The organism is Paenibacillus sp. FSL E2-0177, assembly GCF_037992975.1.
In the GTDB taxonomy this organism is placed as follows: domain Bacteria; phylum Bacillota; class Bacilli; order Paenibacillales; family Paenibacillaceae; genus Paenibacillus_AQ; species Paenibacillus_AQ odorifer.
Map to the genome: position 1 here is coordinate 3,446,456 of NZ_CP150307.1, position 15,291 is coordinate 3,461,746.

General features: G+C 40.4%; 14 protein-coding genes and 1 other annotated feature. Of the genes, 11 read left to right on the forward strand and 3 right to left on the reverse strand.

Features of this window, described 5'->3' with window-relative positions:
• Window positions 1-48: 48 nt before the first annotated feature.
• Window positions 49-1,023 (reverse strand): glycoside hydrolase family 43 protein, encoded by a 975-nt coding sequence (locus MHI25_RS15490; RefSeq protein ID WP_340395635.1) that lies wholly within the window; start codon window positions 1,021-1,023, stop codon window positions 49-51.
• 327 nt (window positions 1,024-1,350) lie between these two features.
• Between MHI25_RS15490 and MHI25_RS15495 the strand changes: the two genes are divergently transcribed.
• Window positions 1,351-2,250 (forward strand): glycerophosphodiester phosphodiesterase, encoded by a 900-nt coding sequence (locus tag MHI25_RS15495; RefSeq protein WP_339174297.1) that lies wholly within the window; start codon window positions 1,351-1,353, stop codon window positions 2,248-2,250.
• Window positions 2,251-2,373: 123 nt separating this feature from the next.
• Here the strand turns inward: MHI25_RS15495 and MHI25_RS15500 are convergent, their stop codons facing one another.
• A complete protein-coding gene (locus tag MHI25_RS15500; RefSeq protein WP_076190361.1) occupies window positions 2,374-2,859 on the reverse strand; it encodes a nucleoside deaminase in 486 nt (161 codons plus the stop codon).
• Window positions 2,860-3,010: 151 nt separating this feature from the next.
• Between MHI25_RS15500 and MHI25_RS15505 the strand changes: the two genes are divergently transcribed.
• From MHI25_RS15505 to MHI25_RS15525, 5 genes are all read left to right on the forward strand, one after another.
• Window positions 3,011-3,460 (forward strand): OsmC family protein, encoded by a 450-nt coding sequence (locus tag MHI25_RS15505; RefSeq protein WP_038571065.1) that lies wholly within the window; start codon window positions 3,011-3,013, stop codon window positions 3,458-3,460.
• A 37-nt stretch (window positions 3,461-3,497) separates the two neighbouring features.
• Window positions 3,498-3,860, forward strand: a complete 363-nt coding sequence (locus tag MHI25_RS15510) for a hypothetical protein (protein ID WP_076184608.1) — start codon at window positions 3,498-3,500, stop codon at window positions 3,858-3,860.
• Window positions 3,841-4,788 (forward strand): LLM class flavin-dependent oxidoreductase, encoded by a 948-nt coding sequence (locus MHI25_RS15515; protein WP_076190360.1) that lies wholly within the window; start codon window positions 3,841-3,843, stop codon window positions 4,786-4,788. Before MHI25_RS15510 ends, MHI25_RS15515 begins: the two co-directional genes overlap by 20 nt.
• 18 nt (window positions 4,789-4,806) lie before the next feature.
• Window positions 4,807-5,832 carry a helix-turn-helix domain-containing protein gene (locus MHI25_RS15520; RefSeq protein WP_340395636.1) on the forward strand — a complete coding sequence of 342 codons (1,026 nt, stop codon included), beginning with the start codon at window positions 4,807-4,809 and terminating at the stop codon, window positions 5,830-5,832.
• 165 nt (window positions 5,833-5,997) lie between these two features.
• Window positions 5,998-6,792, forward strand: a complete 795-nt coding sequence (locus MHI25_RS15525; protein ID WP_340395637.1) for an SDR family NAD(P)-dependent oxidoreductase — start codon at window positions 5,998-6,000, stop codon at window positions 6,790-6,792.
• 45 nt (window positions 6,793-6,837) lie between these two features.
• On the opposite strand, the gene MHI25_RS15530 is transcribed toward MHI25_RS15525, so the two are convergent.
• Window positions 6,838-9,897 (reverse strand): ATP-binding protein, encoded by a 3,060-nt coding sequence (locus tag MHI25_RS15530; RefSeq protein ID WP_340395638.1) that lies wholly within the window; start codon window positions 9,895-9,897, stop codon window positions 6,838-6,840.
• An 884-nt stretch (window positions 9,898-10,781) separates the two neighbouring features.
• Here MHI25_RS15530 and MHI25_RS15535 point away from each other — a divergent pair.
• From MHI25_RS15535 to MHI25_RS15555, 5 genes are all read left to right on the forward strand, one after another.
• Entirely contained in the window at window positions 10,782-11,129 is a 348-nt protein-coding gene (locus MHI25_RS15535) for a VOC family protein (protein ID WP_076125591.1), read from the forward strand.
• Between the two features lie 345 nt (window positions 11,130-11,474).
• Entirely contained in the window at window positions 11,475-12,038 is a 564-nt protein-coding gene (locus tag MHI25_RS15540; protein ID WP_340395639.1) for a hypothetical protein, read from the forward strand.
• 98 nt (window positions 12,039-12,136) lie between these two features.
• Complete coding sequence (locus tag MHI25_RS15545) at window positions 12,137-13,018, forward strand: aminoglycoside phosphotransferase family protein (protein WP_340395640.1); 882 nt, start codon at window positions 12,137-12,139, stop codon at window positions 13,016-13,018.
• Between the two features lie 601 nt (window positions 13,019-13,619).
• Entirely contained in the window at window positions 13,620-14,069 is a 450-nt protein-coding gene (locus tag MHI25_RS15550) for a DUF1569 domain-containing protein (RefSeq protein WP_076125859.1), read from the forward strand.
• Between the two features lie 103 nt (window positions 14,070-14,172).
• Window positions 14,173-14,413, forward strand: a binding site (T-box leader).
• 47 nt (window positions 14,414-14,460) lie between these two features.
• Window positions 14,461-15,270, forward strand: a complete 810-nt coding sequence (locus MHI25_RS15555) for a GNAT family N-acetyltransferase (protein WP_076302081.1) — start codon at window positions 14,461-14,463, stop codon at window positions 15,268-15,270.
• Window positions 15,271-15,291 lie beyond the last annotated feature (21 nt).

Sequence of the window (15,291 nt, forward strand, 5' to 3'; positions counted from 1 at the left end):
ATATTTCCCCTCCTATGCACTACAGCATGCACTCCATTTCAATAAAAACTAAGGATGGATGGTATGAATGGTGCCATCATCGTTGTATTTCAGCTCCGTATATTTTACAGAACGCTTGTTGTCAGCACCACCAGATAAAGAACTATCATGATAAAATAAATACCATTTCTCTTTAAACTGAACAATAGAATGGTGTGTTGTCCAGCCCAGGACGGGTGTAAGTATTTTTCCTTGATATACAAAAGGCCCAAGCGGATCTTTACTGATAGCGTATACAATATTATGGGTAGTACCCGTGGAATAAGAAAGATAATAATAACCGTTATATTTATGAACCCAAGGACCTTCAAAATATCTTCTCTCTTCATCTCCAGCAAGAATCGGATTTCCGTTCGTATCGACGATGGATATTTCTCTAGGCTCACCTTCAAAGCTCAGCATGTCCTCGCTCAGCTCCGCTACGATAGGTCCTAGAGCAGGTGCCGTTTCAGCCGGTCCCTCTGCATCCGCAACAAATGAGCCGGTTTGCCATTTTTCAAGTTGACCGCCCCAAAGACCCCCAAAGTATATATATGATTTGCCATCATCATCAACGAAAACAGCGGGATCAATGCTATAACTGCCAGGAATGTAGTTCGGTTCAGGTGTAAAGGGTCCCGAAGGTGACGCTGAGGTTGCAACCCCAATTCGGAAAATATCGTCATGGTCTCGGGCTGGGAAAAACAAATAGTAGGTATTGTTTTTGTATGCTGCATCCGGAGCCCACATTTGCTGTTTAGCCCATGGGACATCCTTCACATGAAGCACTTCACCGTGGTCGATACAAGGGGAGCCATCTCCATCAATAGACAGAACATGGTAATCCTCCATATTATATTGGTCACCGTTGTCATTAGAGATCATATCGTGATCCAGGTCATGAGAGGGATAAATATAAATCTTGCCTTCAAATACATGAGCAGAAGGGTCCGCAGTATAAATATGAGTTACGAGAGGTTCATTGGGTTGCACTGGCTTTGTCAAGTCATTTCCTCCTATAAAGTTAATCGCTTACAAAGTTAATGGTATAAGAACTTTAGGACTCTGTATATATAGCAACTATAGTTTATACCCCACAAAGTTTAGATGTTGCTTTCTTGACCTTGCAGATCCCTTCCCATTTATGCTGCCTCACAATATTTTCTCTAGATAATCTGGTACAATAGAAATCTCCAAACTTTGACCTTACAAATACGATGAGGTGAGATTAACATAAGGGAATATAAATCATAATTTTACACAAGAATGAATGTTAGAGCGAAAGACACCAAGTATTCTACATTATATTTTTAAAAAGATGAGGTCAGCTTAATGCAAAAAATTCAAAATTCCAGAACCTACTTTATAGGTATACATGTGCTTTTATTAATCTTATTGTTCACCTCTTTGTATGCTTATTCCCCCTGGATTCGCATTAAAGTAAAGGAAATTATCATGCCTGCGGATAAAGTATATACCATCGCTCACCGTGGTGCTTCAGGATATGCTCCTGAGAATACAATACCTGCATTCGAGCTAGCCATTGATATGAAGACCGATTATATCGAGTTAGACATTCAGTTAACAAAAGATCATGTTCCTGTTGTTATTCACGATGGGACCGTAAACCGTACCACGAATGCTAAAGGGTATGTAAAGGATTTTACTTTAGAGCAGATCTCAAAATTAGACGCGGGTTCATGGTTTAATGAACAATATCCCATGTTCGCTAGAGATAAATATGTAGATTTACGTATTCCGACACTAAAAGAGGTATTTGAAAGGTTCGGAAAAGAAGTGGACTATATGATTGAGATTAAAGATCCCACGTCGAATTCGAACATCGAGGCATTGTTAAACGAAGAAATTTTAAATTATGATCTGTCGGCTCATGTTGCTATTCATTCATTTAGTGAAGCGAGTTTACGTAGATTCCATTCCATAAATCCAGCAGTCCCTCTTTATCAAATTGTATGGTATGATTTCCCTGTTTATAAAATATCAGAATCCTATGTGAATAGATTAAAAACTTATGCGGTAGGCATAAGTCCTAACTTTCAAAAAATAAATGCGGCATATGTCGCGCAGGCAAAAAATTCAGGGCTAAAGGTGTTTCCATATACTGTGAATTATCAAGTGAATATGGATAAAGCCGTAATTTGGGGTGTAGATGGTGTACATACAAATTTCCCTGACCGCTTTAGCGAAGTAATTAAGAATAATAAAAGGTAAAGGGATGTGAAATCACCCTTTTCTGGGCATAAATAAAGCTGTCGAGACTTTCTCGACAGCCTAAGAACCTTTATCCAAAGGTTCTTTTTTTACGGAAAAATCAATTATTTTTGTTTCGTCATACTAATGAAGTCTTTTCTCGTGAAATTGTAGATGAAGCTCCCGTACTTGTTCTGCAAGATCGGGTACAGGACCATCTACGAACGCATCGTGAATAACCTCTTGAATACTTAAATTACGGACGGGTGATGCTGCAATTCCCATATCATTTAACCACGCCGATAATTGCTTCGAGGAACTGGCATATACAATTCGTCCTAAATGAACCCAACCGTGTGCCGCTGCACACATAGGGCAATGTTCTCCGGAGGTATACACTGTTGCCTGCTTACGTTCTTCCAGTGTCATATTCTGAGCTGCCCAGCGGGCTAAAGCGAATTCGGGATGCTGAGTATGGTCACCGCTACCTACATGGTTGCGGTCTTCCGCCAGCACTTCGCCACTTGCTGATACAAGGACGGAACCAAAGGGTTCGTCCCCAGCTTCGAGTGCAATTTGGGCAAGTTCAATACAACGCTTAAGATGTTTGATATCCGTGTCGTTTATCATGATGGTAGAACCTCCTGAATTTTAATTTATAGATAAGTTTCATGAATAGTAGGCCTGAGCCTGTTTGTTCACCACATTCTTCTATGTTAGCATGTAAAGTATTCGATGAAAAATATATCATGCAATATCAAGCTAGGGAGGATATATAAAAATGAAGCACCCATTTATATTGAACGCCGTATGGAACGGTGGCCGTAACAGTGACGGAACTATTGAAGCTGGACAGCTTAAGACTCAAATTTCCATTCCGAAGGAAATGGGAGGACCCGGAGTAGGAACGAATCCGGATGAGATGCTTTTGGGAGCAGCAGCAACCTGTTATCTCATTACACTTGCAGCAATGCTGGAGCGGGCAGGGCTTACGACTTCAGAGCTGACGTTAACCTCAGAGGCGACGGTCGATGTAACGAATAACATTTTTACATATGAAGCCATCAAACATTCACCCCTAATCACCCTTACCAAAGATGCGTCACAGGACGATATCGATAAAACCATCCGAATTGCCCATAAAGCAGAAGGCTCCTGCATGATTTCCAGAGCCGTTGCAGGAAATGTAGAAATCACGACAGAGCCAACGGTGCTGACTGCAAGCCTATAAAATTGAGTCCTAGGTAATCAGAGAGGAGATGTTAACTTTGAACGTTGAGTTATATAAGGATTTGATCAAGGATGAGCGCGGAAATTATTACGTGGCTGTACAAAAAGAGGGCAACGAGCTGACTTTGGTAAACGCAATGCTAGAGCGGTCTTACCAAGAGCTGTGGGAATTTAATGAAGCTTTCAAAAAGAAGTACGCGGAATACGAGCATCAGTTCATCGGCAAAATGATTATGGATAAGCTGCGGCACGATGTTGTTTTTGCCTCCAAAGAAGACGGCCATGGCCGAATGTATGATCTGGCCGCGGTTGCAGTTGATTACAAGCTTATTTTTATCGATATGATCGAATTTTACCGAAACCCTCGAGTAGGACTTAACCATGACAACAACATCCATTAAGCTTAGTGTATTAGATCTTGTACCTGTTTTTAATACGGTGGATGCTAGTACCGCATTGGGACAAGCAGTGAAGCTGGCTCAGACAGCAGAAAGACTGGGATATACTCGTTATTGGGTTGCTGAACATCATGATATGCCGGGATTAGCATGTACCTCTACGGAGGTGCTTTTATCGCATATTGGAGCGAAAACAGCACACATTCGCCTTGGCTCAGGCGCTTTATTGCTGCCACATTATAAGCCGCTAAAGGTGGTGGAAGCATTTCATTTGCTGGCCAGTTTGTACCCGGGACGCATCGACCTTGGATTAGGCAGAGCTCCCGGCGGTACTGCTGAAGTAAGTTTAGCACTGAGTGGAAATTTTCTCGAAAATGTTTGGAAAATGCCAGAACTGCTTAAAGGCGTCACTGAATTATTGCAGGGTAACTATTCCTATGAAGGACGTTCAATAACCGCCCGTCCGGTCCCTCCCGTATCTCCAGAGCTATGGCTGCTGGGTACAAACAAGAAAAGCGCGGCATATGCTGCCGAGTTTGGAGCAGGTTATGTGTTCGGCCAGTTCATGAGCGATGTAGCAGGGGAGGAGGTTTTGCAGGCTTACCGTGAAACCTTTACTCCTTCTTCACTTTCTCCTGAACCGCAGGCCATGGTTGCTGTTGGCGTCATTTGCGCCGAGACTGAGGAAGAGGCAGAGCGATTGGCCTCATCTGGTACGGCATTATTCCAACAAGAAGGTTCTGCCGAAGCGAAGTCGGAGCCCTTGGAACGCAAGCTGCTGGTAGGTACTCCGGAAAGTGTTAAAGGTAAGTTGGAACGGTTATCTCTTTTGTATGGAGTTAATGAATTCATTATCGTTACCATGATTCCAGATTATGAGAAACGGTTACATTCGTTCGAACTGCTTGCCCAAGCGTGCTGGAGTTCTTAATAAAGGAGGTCCATATGTATGAAGTCTCATACCTCTGATCAAATTAAAATCCCACCAGGATTTTGGGCTGGATTAAGTCAATTAGGAATAACTGCACAAGATGTAGCCAGCAAAGCAAATCTTCCACTTAGCCAGATCACAGAGTCAGAAGTCACCACCGCCCAATATTTCGCAGTCTGGCAGGCATATTCCGATCTCATTGGGGATCCAGCCGAAGGAATCATTAAGCTTGCAACCGTCTTTGAAACTACACAATATCCGCCTACGGTCTTAGCAACATACCATGCTAAGGACTATCGCGATGCTCTTAAGCGAATGGTACGATACAAACAAATGTGCCCTCCTGAAAGCTTGCGTTTTACCGAAGAAGGCGAGCTATGTACAATCGAATTGGAATGGCAGCATCCCGGGCATTTTGGTCCACCGCTGCTACTAGGCCTCACTTTGGCATTTCTTCTAGAGCTTGGGCGGCGAGGCACAGGTCTACCTTTGACAGCACAGCTTGTCGAGTTTTCACAGCCTATAGGAAATGTAAAGATTCTTGAAGCTTATTTCGGCTGCCGAATTCAGATAGGTGCTCAATATAATCGTTTGACGTTGCGTCGAAATGATTTGGATCGGCCTTTTATCTCGTACAACGAAGAGCTGCTGGAGATTCTGACTCCCGTTTTGGACCGGACGCTTGCTGAACAGAAGGGCACTCGCTCTATAACCGAGAGGGTTAAATGGATCATGAAACGCAGCTTCAGCGGAGGACGCCCTGACATTCAAGCTGTTGCGAAGGCATTAAGTATGAGTGACCGTACGTTGCAACGCAGGCTTACTGAAGAAAACACAAGCTTCAAGCAATTGCTGACACAAGCTAGACATGAGCAAGCACGAGAGTATCTGGCAGATCCATCGCTTGATATTAAAGAAGTGGCTTTCTTGATTGGATATGAAGACCAGAACTCGTTCTACCGTGCCTTTCGTCTTTGGGAAGGTGATACTCCTTCAAATTGGCGCACTGAACATTTAGGTTTAAACTCGATACCCTCTTCATAAAGACAGTATTTCAGAGATTTATCATTGGCGTGTTAAACAAGAACTTTGGCGCAATCCGCTAGTTACTGAACAACCCCGGTACGATAATATAATCCTAGCCGGCACACAGGACTGTTCTTAAAATGACAACTACTCAGCACGCCGTGATAAAAGGAGAAATGTAATATGGATATGGGATTAAATAATAAAACAGCTTTAATTACAGGATCAACAAAAGGTATTGGCAAAGCAATCGCCTTTGAACTTGCTAAAGAAGGAGTTAATGTACTAATTAATGGACGGAATTATGATCAGGTAGAACAAACTGTAAATGAAATAAAGTCAAATTTCCCGGCTACCTCTCCACAAAATGCTACAGCGGATATTGTGAATATTGAACAAAGAGAAGCCTTATTCGAAAAATACCCTAATATAGATATTTTAGTTAATAATATGGGTATCTATGAAATTATGAAATATGAGGACGTTGACGACGAAATATTCGAAAAATACTTCCGTACTAATGTCCTTGCTGCGAATGGATTAACAAAATTCTATTTACCTAAAATGTTACAAAAAGATTATGGCCGCATTCTCTTTATTGCTAGTGAAGAAGCCATTATGCCTTCAGGCCAAATGCCTCAATATGCAATGACCAAATCAATGTTATTATCATTGTCAAAAAGCTTATCTAAGTTAACGATAGGAACTGAAGTTACAGTCAATACAATCATGCCAGGACCAACACTTTCTGAAAATGTGCATCAAATTATTGATGGGATATACTCCAATGAAGATATGACTTTTTCAGAAAAAGAAAGAAAATTCATGACTACAAATCTTCCTCAATCTGAAATACAACGATTTACTAAACCTTTTGAAATAGGCAGACTAGCAGCATTTGTATGCAGTCCTTATGCCTCTGCATTTAAAGGTTCTCCAATTCGCATGGATGGGGGAATGGTGCCGACTATTTTTTAAGCTTACTCTAAAAGGATATAGATAACGATACAAAAAAGCCACTCCTTATGGAGCGGCTTTTTTGCTTGAAAAATTATCACTGTCCTCTGGTACAACAAAGGATACCAAGGTGCCTTCTCCAGGCTTACTCTGGATCGAGAGACCTTGACCATATAATTGACTTAACCTCCGATGGGTGTTGGCCAGCCCGATGCCACCTTTGCCTTCCATCATTGGCTTCAGCAGTAAAGAGAGGGTCCCGGAATCCATACCTTGCCCATTATCCTCCACCTCAATCTTTACAGCGTTGTGCAGACGGATAATACGTATTTCAACAGTCCCACCCTGTTGGCGCTTAAGTATACCGTGCTTAACAGCATTTTCTACCAACGGTTGGATGGATAGAGGAGGGATTAGGATGTCAATATTCGGATCTATCTTCCAGACAACAGATATCCTTTCTGCAAATCGAGTCTGTTCAATATACAGATAAGATTCTACCAATTCCAGTTCATGGGAGAGGTTTACGAGCTCTCCGATATTTAAAAAGTCAAAACTGATTCTTAAGAAAGAAGTAAACGCACCAATGAGCTCCTGCATTTTTTTAGTATCCAAATCACTGAGTGCGGCAATAGAGTTCAACGTATTGAATAAAAAATGCGGTTGTATCTGTGCTTGAAGATAGGCTGCTTCTATCCGCACCCGTTCATTGAAGGATAGCTTCATTGCAGTTAAAGCCCGAATACGGTATTTAAGCTCCACTGCATCTACAGGTTTTGTGACATAATCATTGGCACCGGACAAAAATCCAGTATAAATATCCTCAGGCTGACTACGGGCAGTAAGCAGTAGAATCGGAAGCTCATATAAGGAGTAACGAGTACGAACCTTCTGTGTTAATTCGTATCCCGACATCTGTGGCATCATAACATCGCCAATAAGTAAGTCCCAGTTCCTTTTATCCAACAATTCTAATGCTTCATGGGCTGAGTTCACGGTAGTTATGATATAAGGTTCGGTTTCAAGAATACCCTTTAGTACATTCAGATTGACAGGATCATCATCTACCACCAGAATATTTACCTTAATCTCTGTAAAAAGCGGCGGAATTTTTTCAGAGTGATTACTTGGCTGATGTTCGGAAATTCCCCACTCAGTCATCTGTCTATGAATCTCATCTGCCATATACGAAACTGTAGGTTCCGTCTGTTTTATTATCTGTTCGCTGTAAGAATCGGCAAGAGAGAGTGTGAAACTAAAAGTTGAACCTTTACCAAGCTCTGATTGAATGCTTAGGCTGCTTCCATGCAGTTCTACCAGCTGCCGGCATATGCTTAATCCCAGCCCAATTCCACGCCCGTCATTTATTCCGTGAGGGCCTTGCTCATAGGGTAGAAATATCCGTGCCATAGTCTCTTCAGTCATGCCTACTCCGGTATCTGTCACATAGATAAGAACCTGTCCGTCCTGTTCCTCAGCCTTAACAGTTACAAGTCCTGCTTCGGTGTATTTGAGCGCGTTGTGCACCAGATTTAATAAAACCTGCACCAGTCTTTTCTCGTCCGCACGAACTGGCGGCATAGCTTCCGGGATATCCATAGATAGCTGTACTGGCTTACCTTCAATCATATATTGAAGCATACTAATCACACCGGGAACTACCGATTGAACCGAAATAGGTTCCTGTTGTAAAATAACACGATGCTCCTGAAGACGGACCACATCCAGTAGATCACCAAGCATATGAGACATACGGCGGCTGATTGTAATCAGCAGTTCCATATCTTGACGGCTACTTTCGTAAAGTCTGTCCTTTTCTTTTGTGACAATATTTTGCGCGATATTCATGATTCCGTGAAGCGGTGTACGCAGCTCATGTGAGGTATTAGCGAGAAACTGGTCCTTAAGTTTGTCTGCTTTTTTCAGCTGCTCATTTAGTTCCATGTTCTCTTTAGCATTTTGAAAATACTTTTTAAACCAATAAGCTGAGAAGCCCACGATGGCTGCGATAATATCCAAAGGATAATAGACAATTGAATAGTGTCCGTTACTATCCCACAAATTCCATAACAAATTAGAAACGATCGCCGCACCTGATAACAGCAGAAAAACAACATCTTTATCATCTTGCTTTTTGAACAATAAGCGCCCTAAGCTATAGAGCAACCAAATGAAGGGAATATACTGGAACACTTGAATGATTCCCAAATGAATGGATGTGCTGACTAAATAAGCAGGGACAATAAATATAAACAAGGTATAAAGGAAAAGACACCATGTGTAAGCACGTAACCACTTGTTGACTTTGGCACCTGAGGTGAATTTCCTGAAAACAAGCAGAATAAAAAGGTTTTGCCATAAGAAGGCGATCAAACGGATTTTTAAGGACCAAGTATAATTAATCGGCAGTAATGAAAGCACTAAGTTGTCATTTCGAGCTAAAAGGATTACAGCTACAGATAAGGTCATTAACCCTACAAGAAACAGAGCACGTTCTTTAGGATTAAATAAGTACAGAATACAGGCATAAAGCCCATGCAGTAGTAAGATAATTGCTGTAAGCATTTGAAATCCGACAGTGTAAAAGTATGTCCGGTCAATGAGTTCCTGAGAGCCAAAGAAAATAGGGCCTTTTATACCGCCCTTATAGGGGTGATCAAAGTTAGCTACGTGAATAAATACATCTATCACTGTGGTGTTTTTTGAAAAATAAGCTGCTGTATATGAGGTGGTTTTGGGTACATATGTATCGGCATCAAGAGCTATTACCCCATTATTGAGAATAGGAGTGCCGTTAATCTCCACACTGGAAGCGGAATAAATTTGTTTGATCCAGAAAGAGACAGGTTGCTGAAGCGGGTCTACCAAAATTCGCAGACGATACGTACCATAACCATAAGAAGAATTCTGATCGCTTCCCATAACATGGCTCCAATTTCCAGGAACTTGAAGCGAGTGGGATAGCTTTGGTATAGTAGAAGTCTTCGATGAAACGAATTGCGAAGGATAGAAGCTCCATTCACCATCCAGCCTGAATAAGTTAGCCTGCTCCAGATCCTGGCCGCGTAAATCCAGTACCCCATTGTTAATCACAGGTACAGTGTCGGAAACCTTAAATATACTCAACCAAATGCAGCGTAGGCCAAAGAGAATGCTTATAAAAAGTAGAATGATAGCTAATTTGTTTAGGATAGTTTTATTTTTCATGAGAACATTATAGCAAATAATTCTAATCTAGAATCTAAAATGAAGATTATTTACATAAGAAGGAGAAGTAGTGAGCAACGGACACTGCGTGGGGCTAAGAGGAATGTTCTCCACATGGAAGAAGCATGATGTATCTCCTTGAACATTTGCGTACTCGAATACACGAACACTCGAACACACGAACATACGAACACACGAATACACGAACACTCGAACATACGAACACACGAACACACGAACACTCGAACACTCGGATACTTGATTGGTGCTTCTCTGTTGGGCGTCTGGATTACCGAATGTGCTATTTGGCTGCTGGTTTGGCGTTTGTGTTACCTAATTTGTGACTATGCTGCTGGTTTGGCGTTTGTGATACCGGATGTGCGACTATGCTGCTTGTTGTGCGTATTGTATTCCCACACGCTATCTTCACCATGAGCGATCGGACTCAGATGCAGCTATTCGGCTGAATTTTGACTTTTAAGAAGTGTTTCGGACCCCAGAGGCGTTATTTGTTCCAAACATGCGTGATATGAGGGCTTTTCGAGCCAATAGCGACTATAGAGTCCGATAGGTTCTCAAATGAGCCGAATTATGGTTAATAGCGACTATAGGGTCCGATAGACTTCACTCCTGCTTCTAATGCCATTTGTTATATGCTTGGCTTCTCGTTTATTGTGAATGTGATTTTGAATACCCCGTTAGTACTAACCTTCGGTGTAATGACTGGAGGTTAACGGTGGATTCTCCTTAATCCTAAAGGGTATATTATTAGAAAATTCAATGCAGACAGGAATGTAGATACGATGATTAAAGGTTTCGGAGGAATATTCTGGAGAACTAAGAATCTTGAAGCTACAAAAAAATGGTACAGTGAGGTGTTGAAGCTTGACATTGAGAATTGGAATGGGACTGTGATAAAACCTCAAGTGGGAAATGAGACTATTTTTTCTTTCTTTACCGAGGATGACAGTTATTTTCCAATAGAACAACAAGTGATGTTGAATTTCCAAGTGCATGATCTAAACGAGACGATTAAGCATTTTGAACAGATTGGTGTACCTCTTGCAAAGAAAATAGAGATTAGTGAATTTGGAAAGTTTATTTGGATTGAAGATCCAGAAGGTCGACTGATCGAGCTTTGGGAGAAGTAAGGAGTTGCAGATTATTGCTATTGAGCTAACAGGTGCGTTTTTTTATAAAAGCTCAGTTCAATATCTAATTGTAAATGAATTAGGGAATAAAGTTGTCAAATCCGTGGGGAATATTTCTTCAAAGCTTTCAGCTCCCAGAAAGAACTTTAACTTCTATATTCTGGGGTGCGGCGCTTGCACTGCATCCACGGCCAACGAAATACTATTGTCAACCCAAATAGGGAGCATACCGTCGAGGTGTACTCCCTATTTCATTGAAGGAATTGGAAAATTAGTGCAACATTTCACCTATAACTTATGTCAATAAATAAGTTATGTAATAAAATCATAAGAGTAGGTGGTAAATTGAAACTTCGTTTAATCACGTTAATATGTTTATTCACATTCGCATTCTTTATTGCAAATGGACAAGATGCTAAAGCTTTATCCTGTGTCGAGTTAGGAAGTCCCCAAGAAGCCCTAGAGGTCTACGGTGGAGCAATTTACGGTGAAGTAAAACAAATAAAGGTCGATTTGAAACAAGAAGGATTTACGGGGCCAAAAGAGAAAATCAGATATTTATTAGTGGATGTTGAACGAAGTTGGAAAACTGAAGTTGACTCTCAAATTATTGTGAGAACAGACTACACTTGGGGTTTTGATTTCAAGGAAGGTAATAAATACTTAATATACATTAGCGAAGTGGATGGCGAATCAAGCAGTAGTCCATGCAGTTCAACAATTGAAATGAATAACCTTAACCAAGCAACAGAACTATTCGGTGAAGGACTTCGACCCAAACAGCAAGTACACCTAGAATACAAGATGTGGTTAATGTTTGAGCAGGATATTGATTTGTATATTGTAATTGCAATAGGACTAATAGTGATTTCGGTCATTTACCTGAGAGCAAGAAGGAAAAAGGGCTAAGTGTAATTTTATTACACTAATGGTTAGGATAGTTCAATAAAATTAAGAATAAGATAGCTGAACTAATTACTATTCATTCATAACATGTGAGGTGCGAGTTGAATTTAGTAGAAACAATCATAAAAAGATTTAACCTTAATGTATTAAGTATAGATAATGTTCCTGAGTCCTTTAGTTCACAAGTATACAAGCTGAATCTTACTGATGGAGAAACGCTGTATGCGAAGATCCCTTATAACAGGGATAAACTATATCGCGAATATCGTATGCTTGAACTGTTGAGGGAGGTATTACCGGTTCCAAAGGTGTTAGACTTCTGGAGTGGGGATGACTTAATTTCTGGTGCATTACTTTTATCTGAGATTAAAGGTATACCATGTACAGGTGCTATTGACGATGAATTAGCATTTCAAATTGGAGTACTTCACGCAAAGCTGCATGAAGTTAAAATGCCGGGATATGGTGTGGAAGGATTAGACGGTTTTCAATTTTTTAATCAGAACAATTGGAGACTTTATATAAGAAATAGCTTTGAAAAATTTATAGAACCTTGCAAGGAAGTCCTTGAGAGAGGACTTTTCGAAAAATGTATTAATTACTTTGAGGGTGCTTTCTCAGTTTTACCTCCTCCTGATGGCCCGTGTGTTGTTCATATGGATTTTCGACAAGGTAATATACTAACAAATAATAATATGGTTGTTGGAATTATTGATTTTGAGAGTGCACGGAGTGGATCCTCGGAAATTGATTTCACAAAAATTAACCGATATGTTTGGAAAGTGAATCCTCAAAGTAGAATTTCGTATAAAGAGGGATATTCAACAATTCGTCCTCTAATGGATTTGGAAACAGTACTACCCTTTTATGATTTTTACGATGCTTTTAGTGCTGTTGTCTGGTGTAAAAATAGAGGGATTGAAAAGAATAGGGCGTTCCTAAAGGAAAGTATTTCTGTATTGCAGAAATCCGTAGGTTGTTGAACTGACGGACACGTTAGTTTGCGAAGGATATTCCTTGTTTTACGGAGGAGATGATAATCTGAAACTAATTATTGAATGGCTAAACCGCGATCGAATACGTCGATGTGAAGCCTGTAACACTGAGCTTAATATTTATTCATATTTCTCCGATGAATCGCAGATTTTGTACTGTGTTGTATGCAATAAGTATTATATTAGGGCGGACAAAAGCTCTCCCATATTTAAGTATGAAGTTTCCGAGGGGCTTTTAAAGATATGGGAAATGGACCCTTATCATAGTTATTATACAGGGATTCCAATTAGTGAAGCATACGAGCCGAAGTGGATTAAATTTCTCCGTAGTATATTAAGCTAAAGGGAAACAATAGTTCAATAACAGTTTAAGACGAGGAGCTACCTCCATGATGGATAGCTTTATTACGTTAAAGGACATGATAGTGAATAAAGGATAGAATAATGGAAATGGCGAATATTAGATCGGCAGTATACTGTAAAATTATTATGATGCAATCATGAATACAATAGCTTATCGTGATATATGGATCACCAGAACTAATAATGAAAAAATCGAAAACCCAAAAAACGTAATGGAAGTGTGTTTATGGAAAATATATATAACAAATTACATACAGCGGAAATACTGAGCCGTATCGAGAATTTAAGTCCTAATTCAAACCCACAGTGGGGAAAAATGAATGTTTCTCAAATGTTGGCTCACTGTTCAGCATTTCAAGACATCGCAAATGGAAACTCCTTTCCTCCTAGAAGTTGGCTAGGAATATTAATAGGAGGGTTTGTGAAATCTATTTTTTACAATGACAAGCCAGTACCACATAATATGTCAACAATTCCGACCATACTTATTTTAGATGATAGAGATTTTGGAAAAGAAAAAGAAATACTGAAACAAAAAATTATAACTTTTCAAAGTAACGGTCCGGAGAATTGTTCATCCCATCCACATCCTTTTTTCGGAAAATTCACTCCGGAGCAATGGGGTAAAGGGATTTATAAACATCTAGACCATCATTTAAGACAATTTGGTGTTTAGTATTTTTTCGCAGTGAATAATAATTGTTTAACGTCGCCAACTTACATATTTTTTATTGACATAAAATCCCTATTACTTTATATTGTATCTAATTACATTGCAATCAAATGCGACGAAGAGGACAAGTAAATCCGGATATGTCGATCAGAGAACTGCCGGTTGGTGCGAGGCAGAGGACACCCGAATCGAACAATCGCCTCAGAGCTGGCTCCCGAAATCATAGTAGGCGGGCCCGGGATTCTGCCGTTACAAAGAAGCATCGTTGTTGGACGATGGCAGCAGAGAGGGTGTATTCATAAATACACCAATCAGGGTGGTAACGCGGAATCTACTCCGTCCCTAATGGGACGGAGTTTTTTGCGTTCTTATAAATAAATAAGGAGGAGTAACAATGTTTCAAAAAATCAATGTCTCCGATCGAATACTTAGCCAGGATATGTTTATTGCTGATGAGGTTCAATACAACCTGATTCACCTTATTTGCGAGTCGAAGAGTTCTACTTGCTTAAAAGATTCTGATGAAACAATGATTTATGCCCAGTCAACGGGACATAACGCATGGCTTTGGAGTTCTAAGGATATTGTCGAGGATAAGAAGGCCGTTCTCTACGAAGAACTTATAGAATTTCTTAAAGAGACTACATTACCGGGAGTATCTGGAGAACCAAAAACAACAGAACGTTTTGCACAGCTGTATTCTCAGGCAAATCATCTTCAATATGAGTCCACGATGACTATAGAATCTTATTTCTGTACAGATCCAAAGAAACCTTTGAACGTAAAAGGTACAATGCAGCAAGCAACGAGAAAAAACGTGGCCATTGTAGCAGAATTTTTGGCGGGTTTCTCAGAGGGGGCTTATGGGGTTTGGGTGAACCCAGAAGCTAAAATTCTAGATGCCAAGAGGATGATTGAGACAGGGAACTTGTATTTATGGTTTGTAGACGATAAACCTGTATCGATGGCGTACATTGCACATAGGTCGGCAAGATATTCCAGATTAAATGCGGTATACACACCTCCGTCTTGCCGGAAAAAAGGTTATGCAAGTGCACTAGTAGCAGAGTTATGTTCTGTTCTTTTATCGGAGGATTTAGTGCCCATGCTTTATGCTGATTTAAAGAATCCTGACTCGAATAAGGTTTATCGAAATATTGGTTTTGTGGAAAGAGGGAAGATTGTTGACATCAAGTTCAAATAGGCACAAAAGGGCTACCGCAAG

What these genes read in the sequence shown, in the direction of transcription:
- MHI25_RS15535 (WP_076125591.1), top strand. Translation starts at nt 10,782, where the DNA reads ATGATTAAAGGTTTCGGAGGAATATTCTGGAGAACTAAGAATCTTGAA.
- MHI25_RS15515 (WP_076190360.1), top strand. Translation starts at nt 3,841, where the DNA reads ATGACAACAACATCCATTAAGCTTAGTGTATTAGATCTTGTACCTGTT.
- MHI25_RS15555 (WP_076302081.1), top strand. Translation starts at nt 14,461, where the DNA reads ATGTTTCAAAAAATCAATGTCTCCGATCGAATACTTAGCCAGGATATG.
- MHI25_RS15525 (WP_340395637.1), top strand. Translation starts at nt 5,998, where the DNA reads ATGGATATGGGATTAAATAATAAAACAGCTTTAATTACAGGATCAACA.
- MHI25_RS15505 (WP_038571065.1), top strand. Translation starts at nt 3,011, where the DNA reads ATGAAGCACCCATTTATATTGAACGCCGTATGGAACGGTGGCCGTAAC.
- MHI25_RS15550 (WP_076125859.1), top strand. Translation starts at nt 13,620, where the DNA reads ATGGAAAATATATATAACAAATTACATACAGCGGAAATACTGAGCCGT.
- MHI25_RS15495 (WP_339174297.1), top strand. Translation starts at nt 1,351, where the DNA reads ATGCAAAAAATTCAAAATTCCAGAACCTACTTTATAGGTATACATGTG.
- MHI25_RS15500 (WP_076190361.1), bottom strand. Translation starts at nt 2,859, where the DNA reads ATGATAAACGACACGGATATCAAACATCTTAAGCGTTGTATTGAACTT.
- MHI25_RS15520 (WP_340395636.1), top strand. Translation starts at nt 4,807, where the DNA reads ATGAAGTCTCATACCTCTGATCAAATTAAAATCCCACCAGGATTTTGG.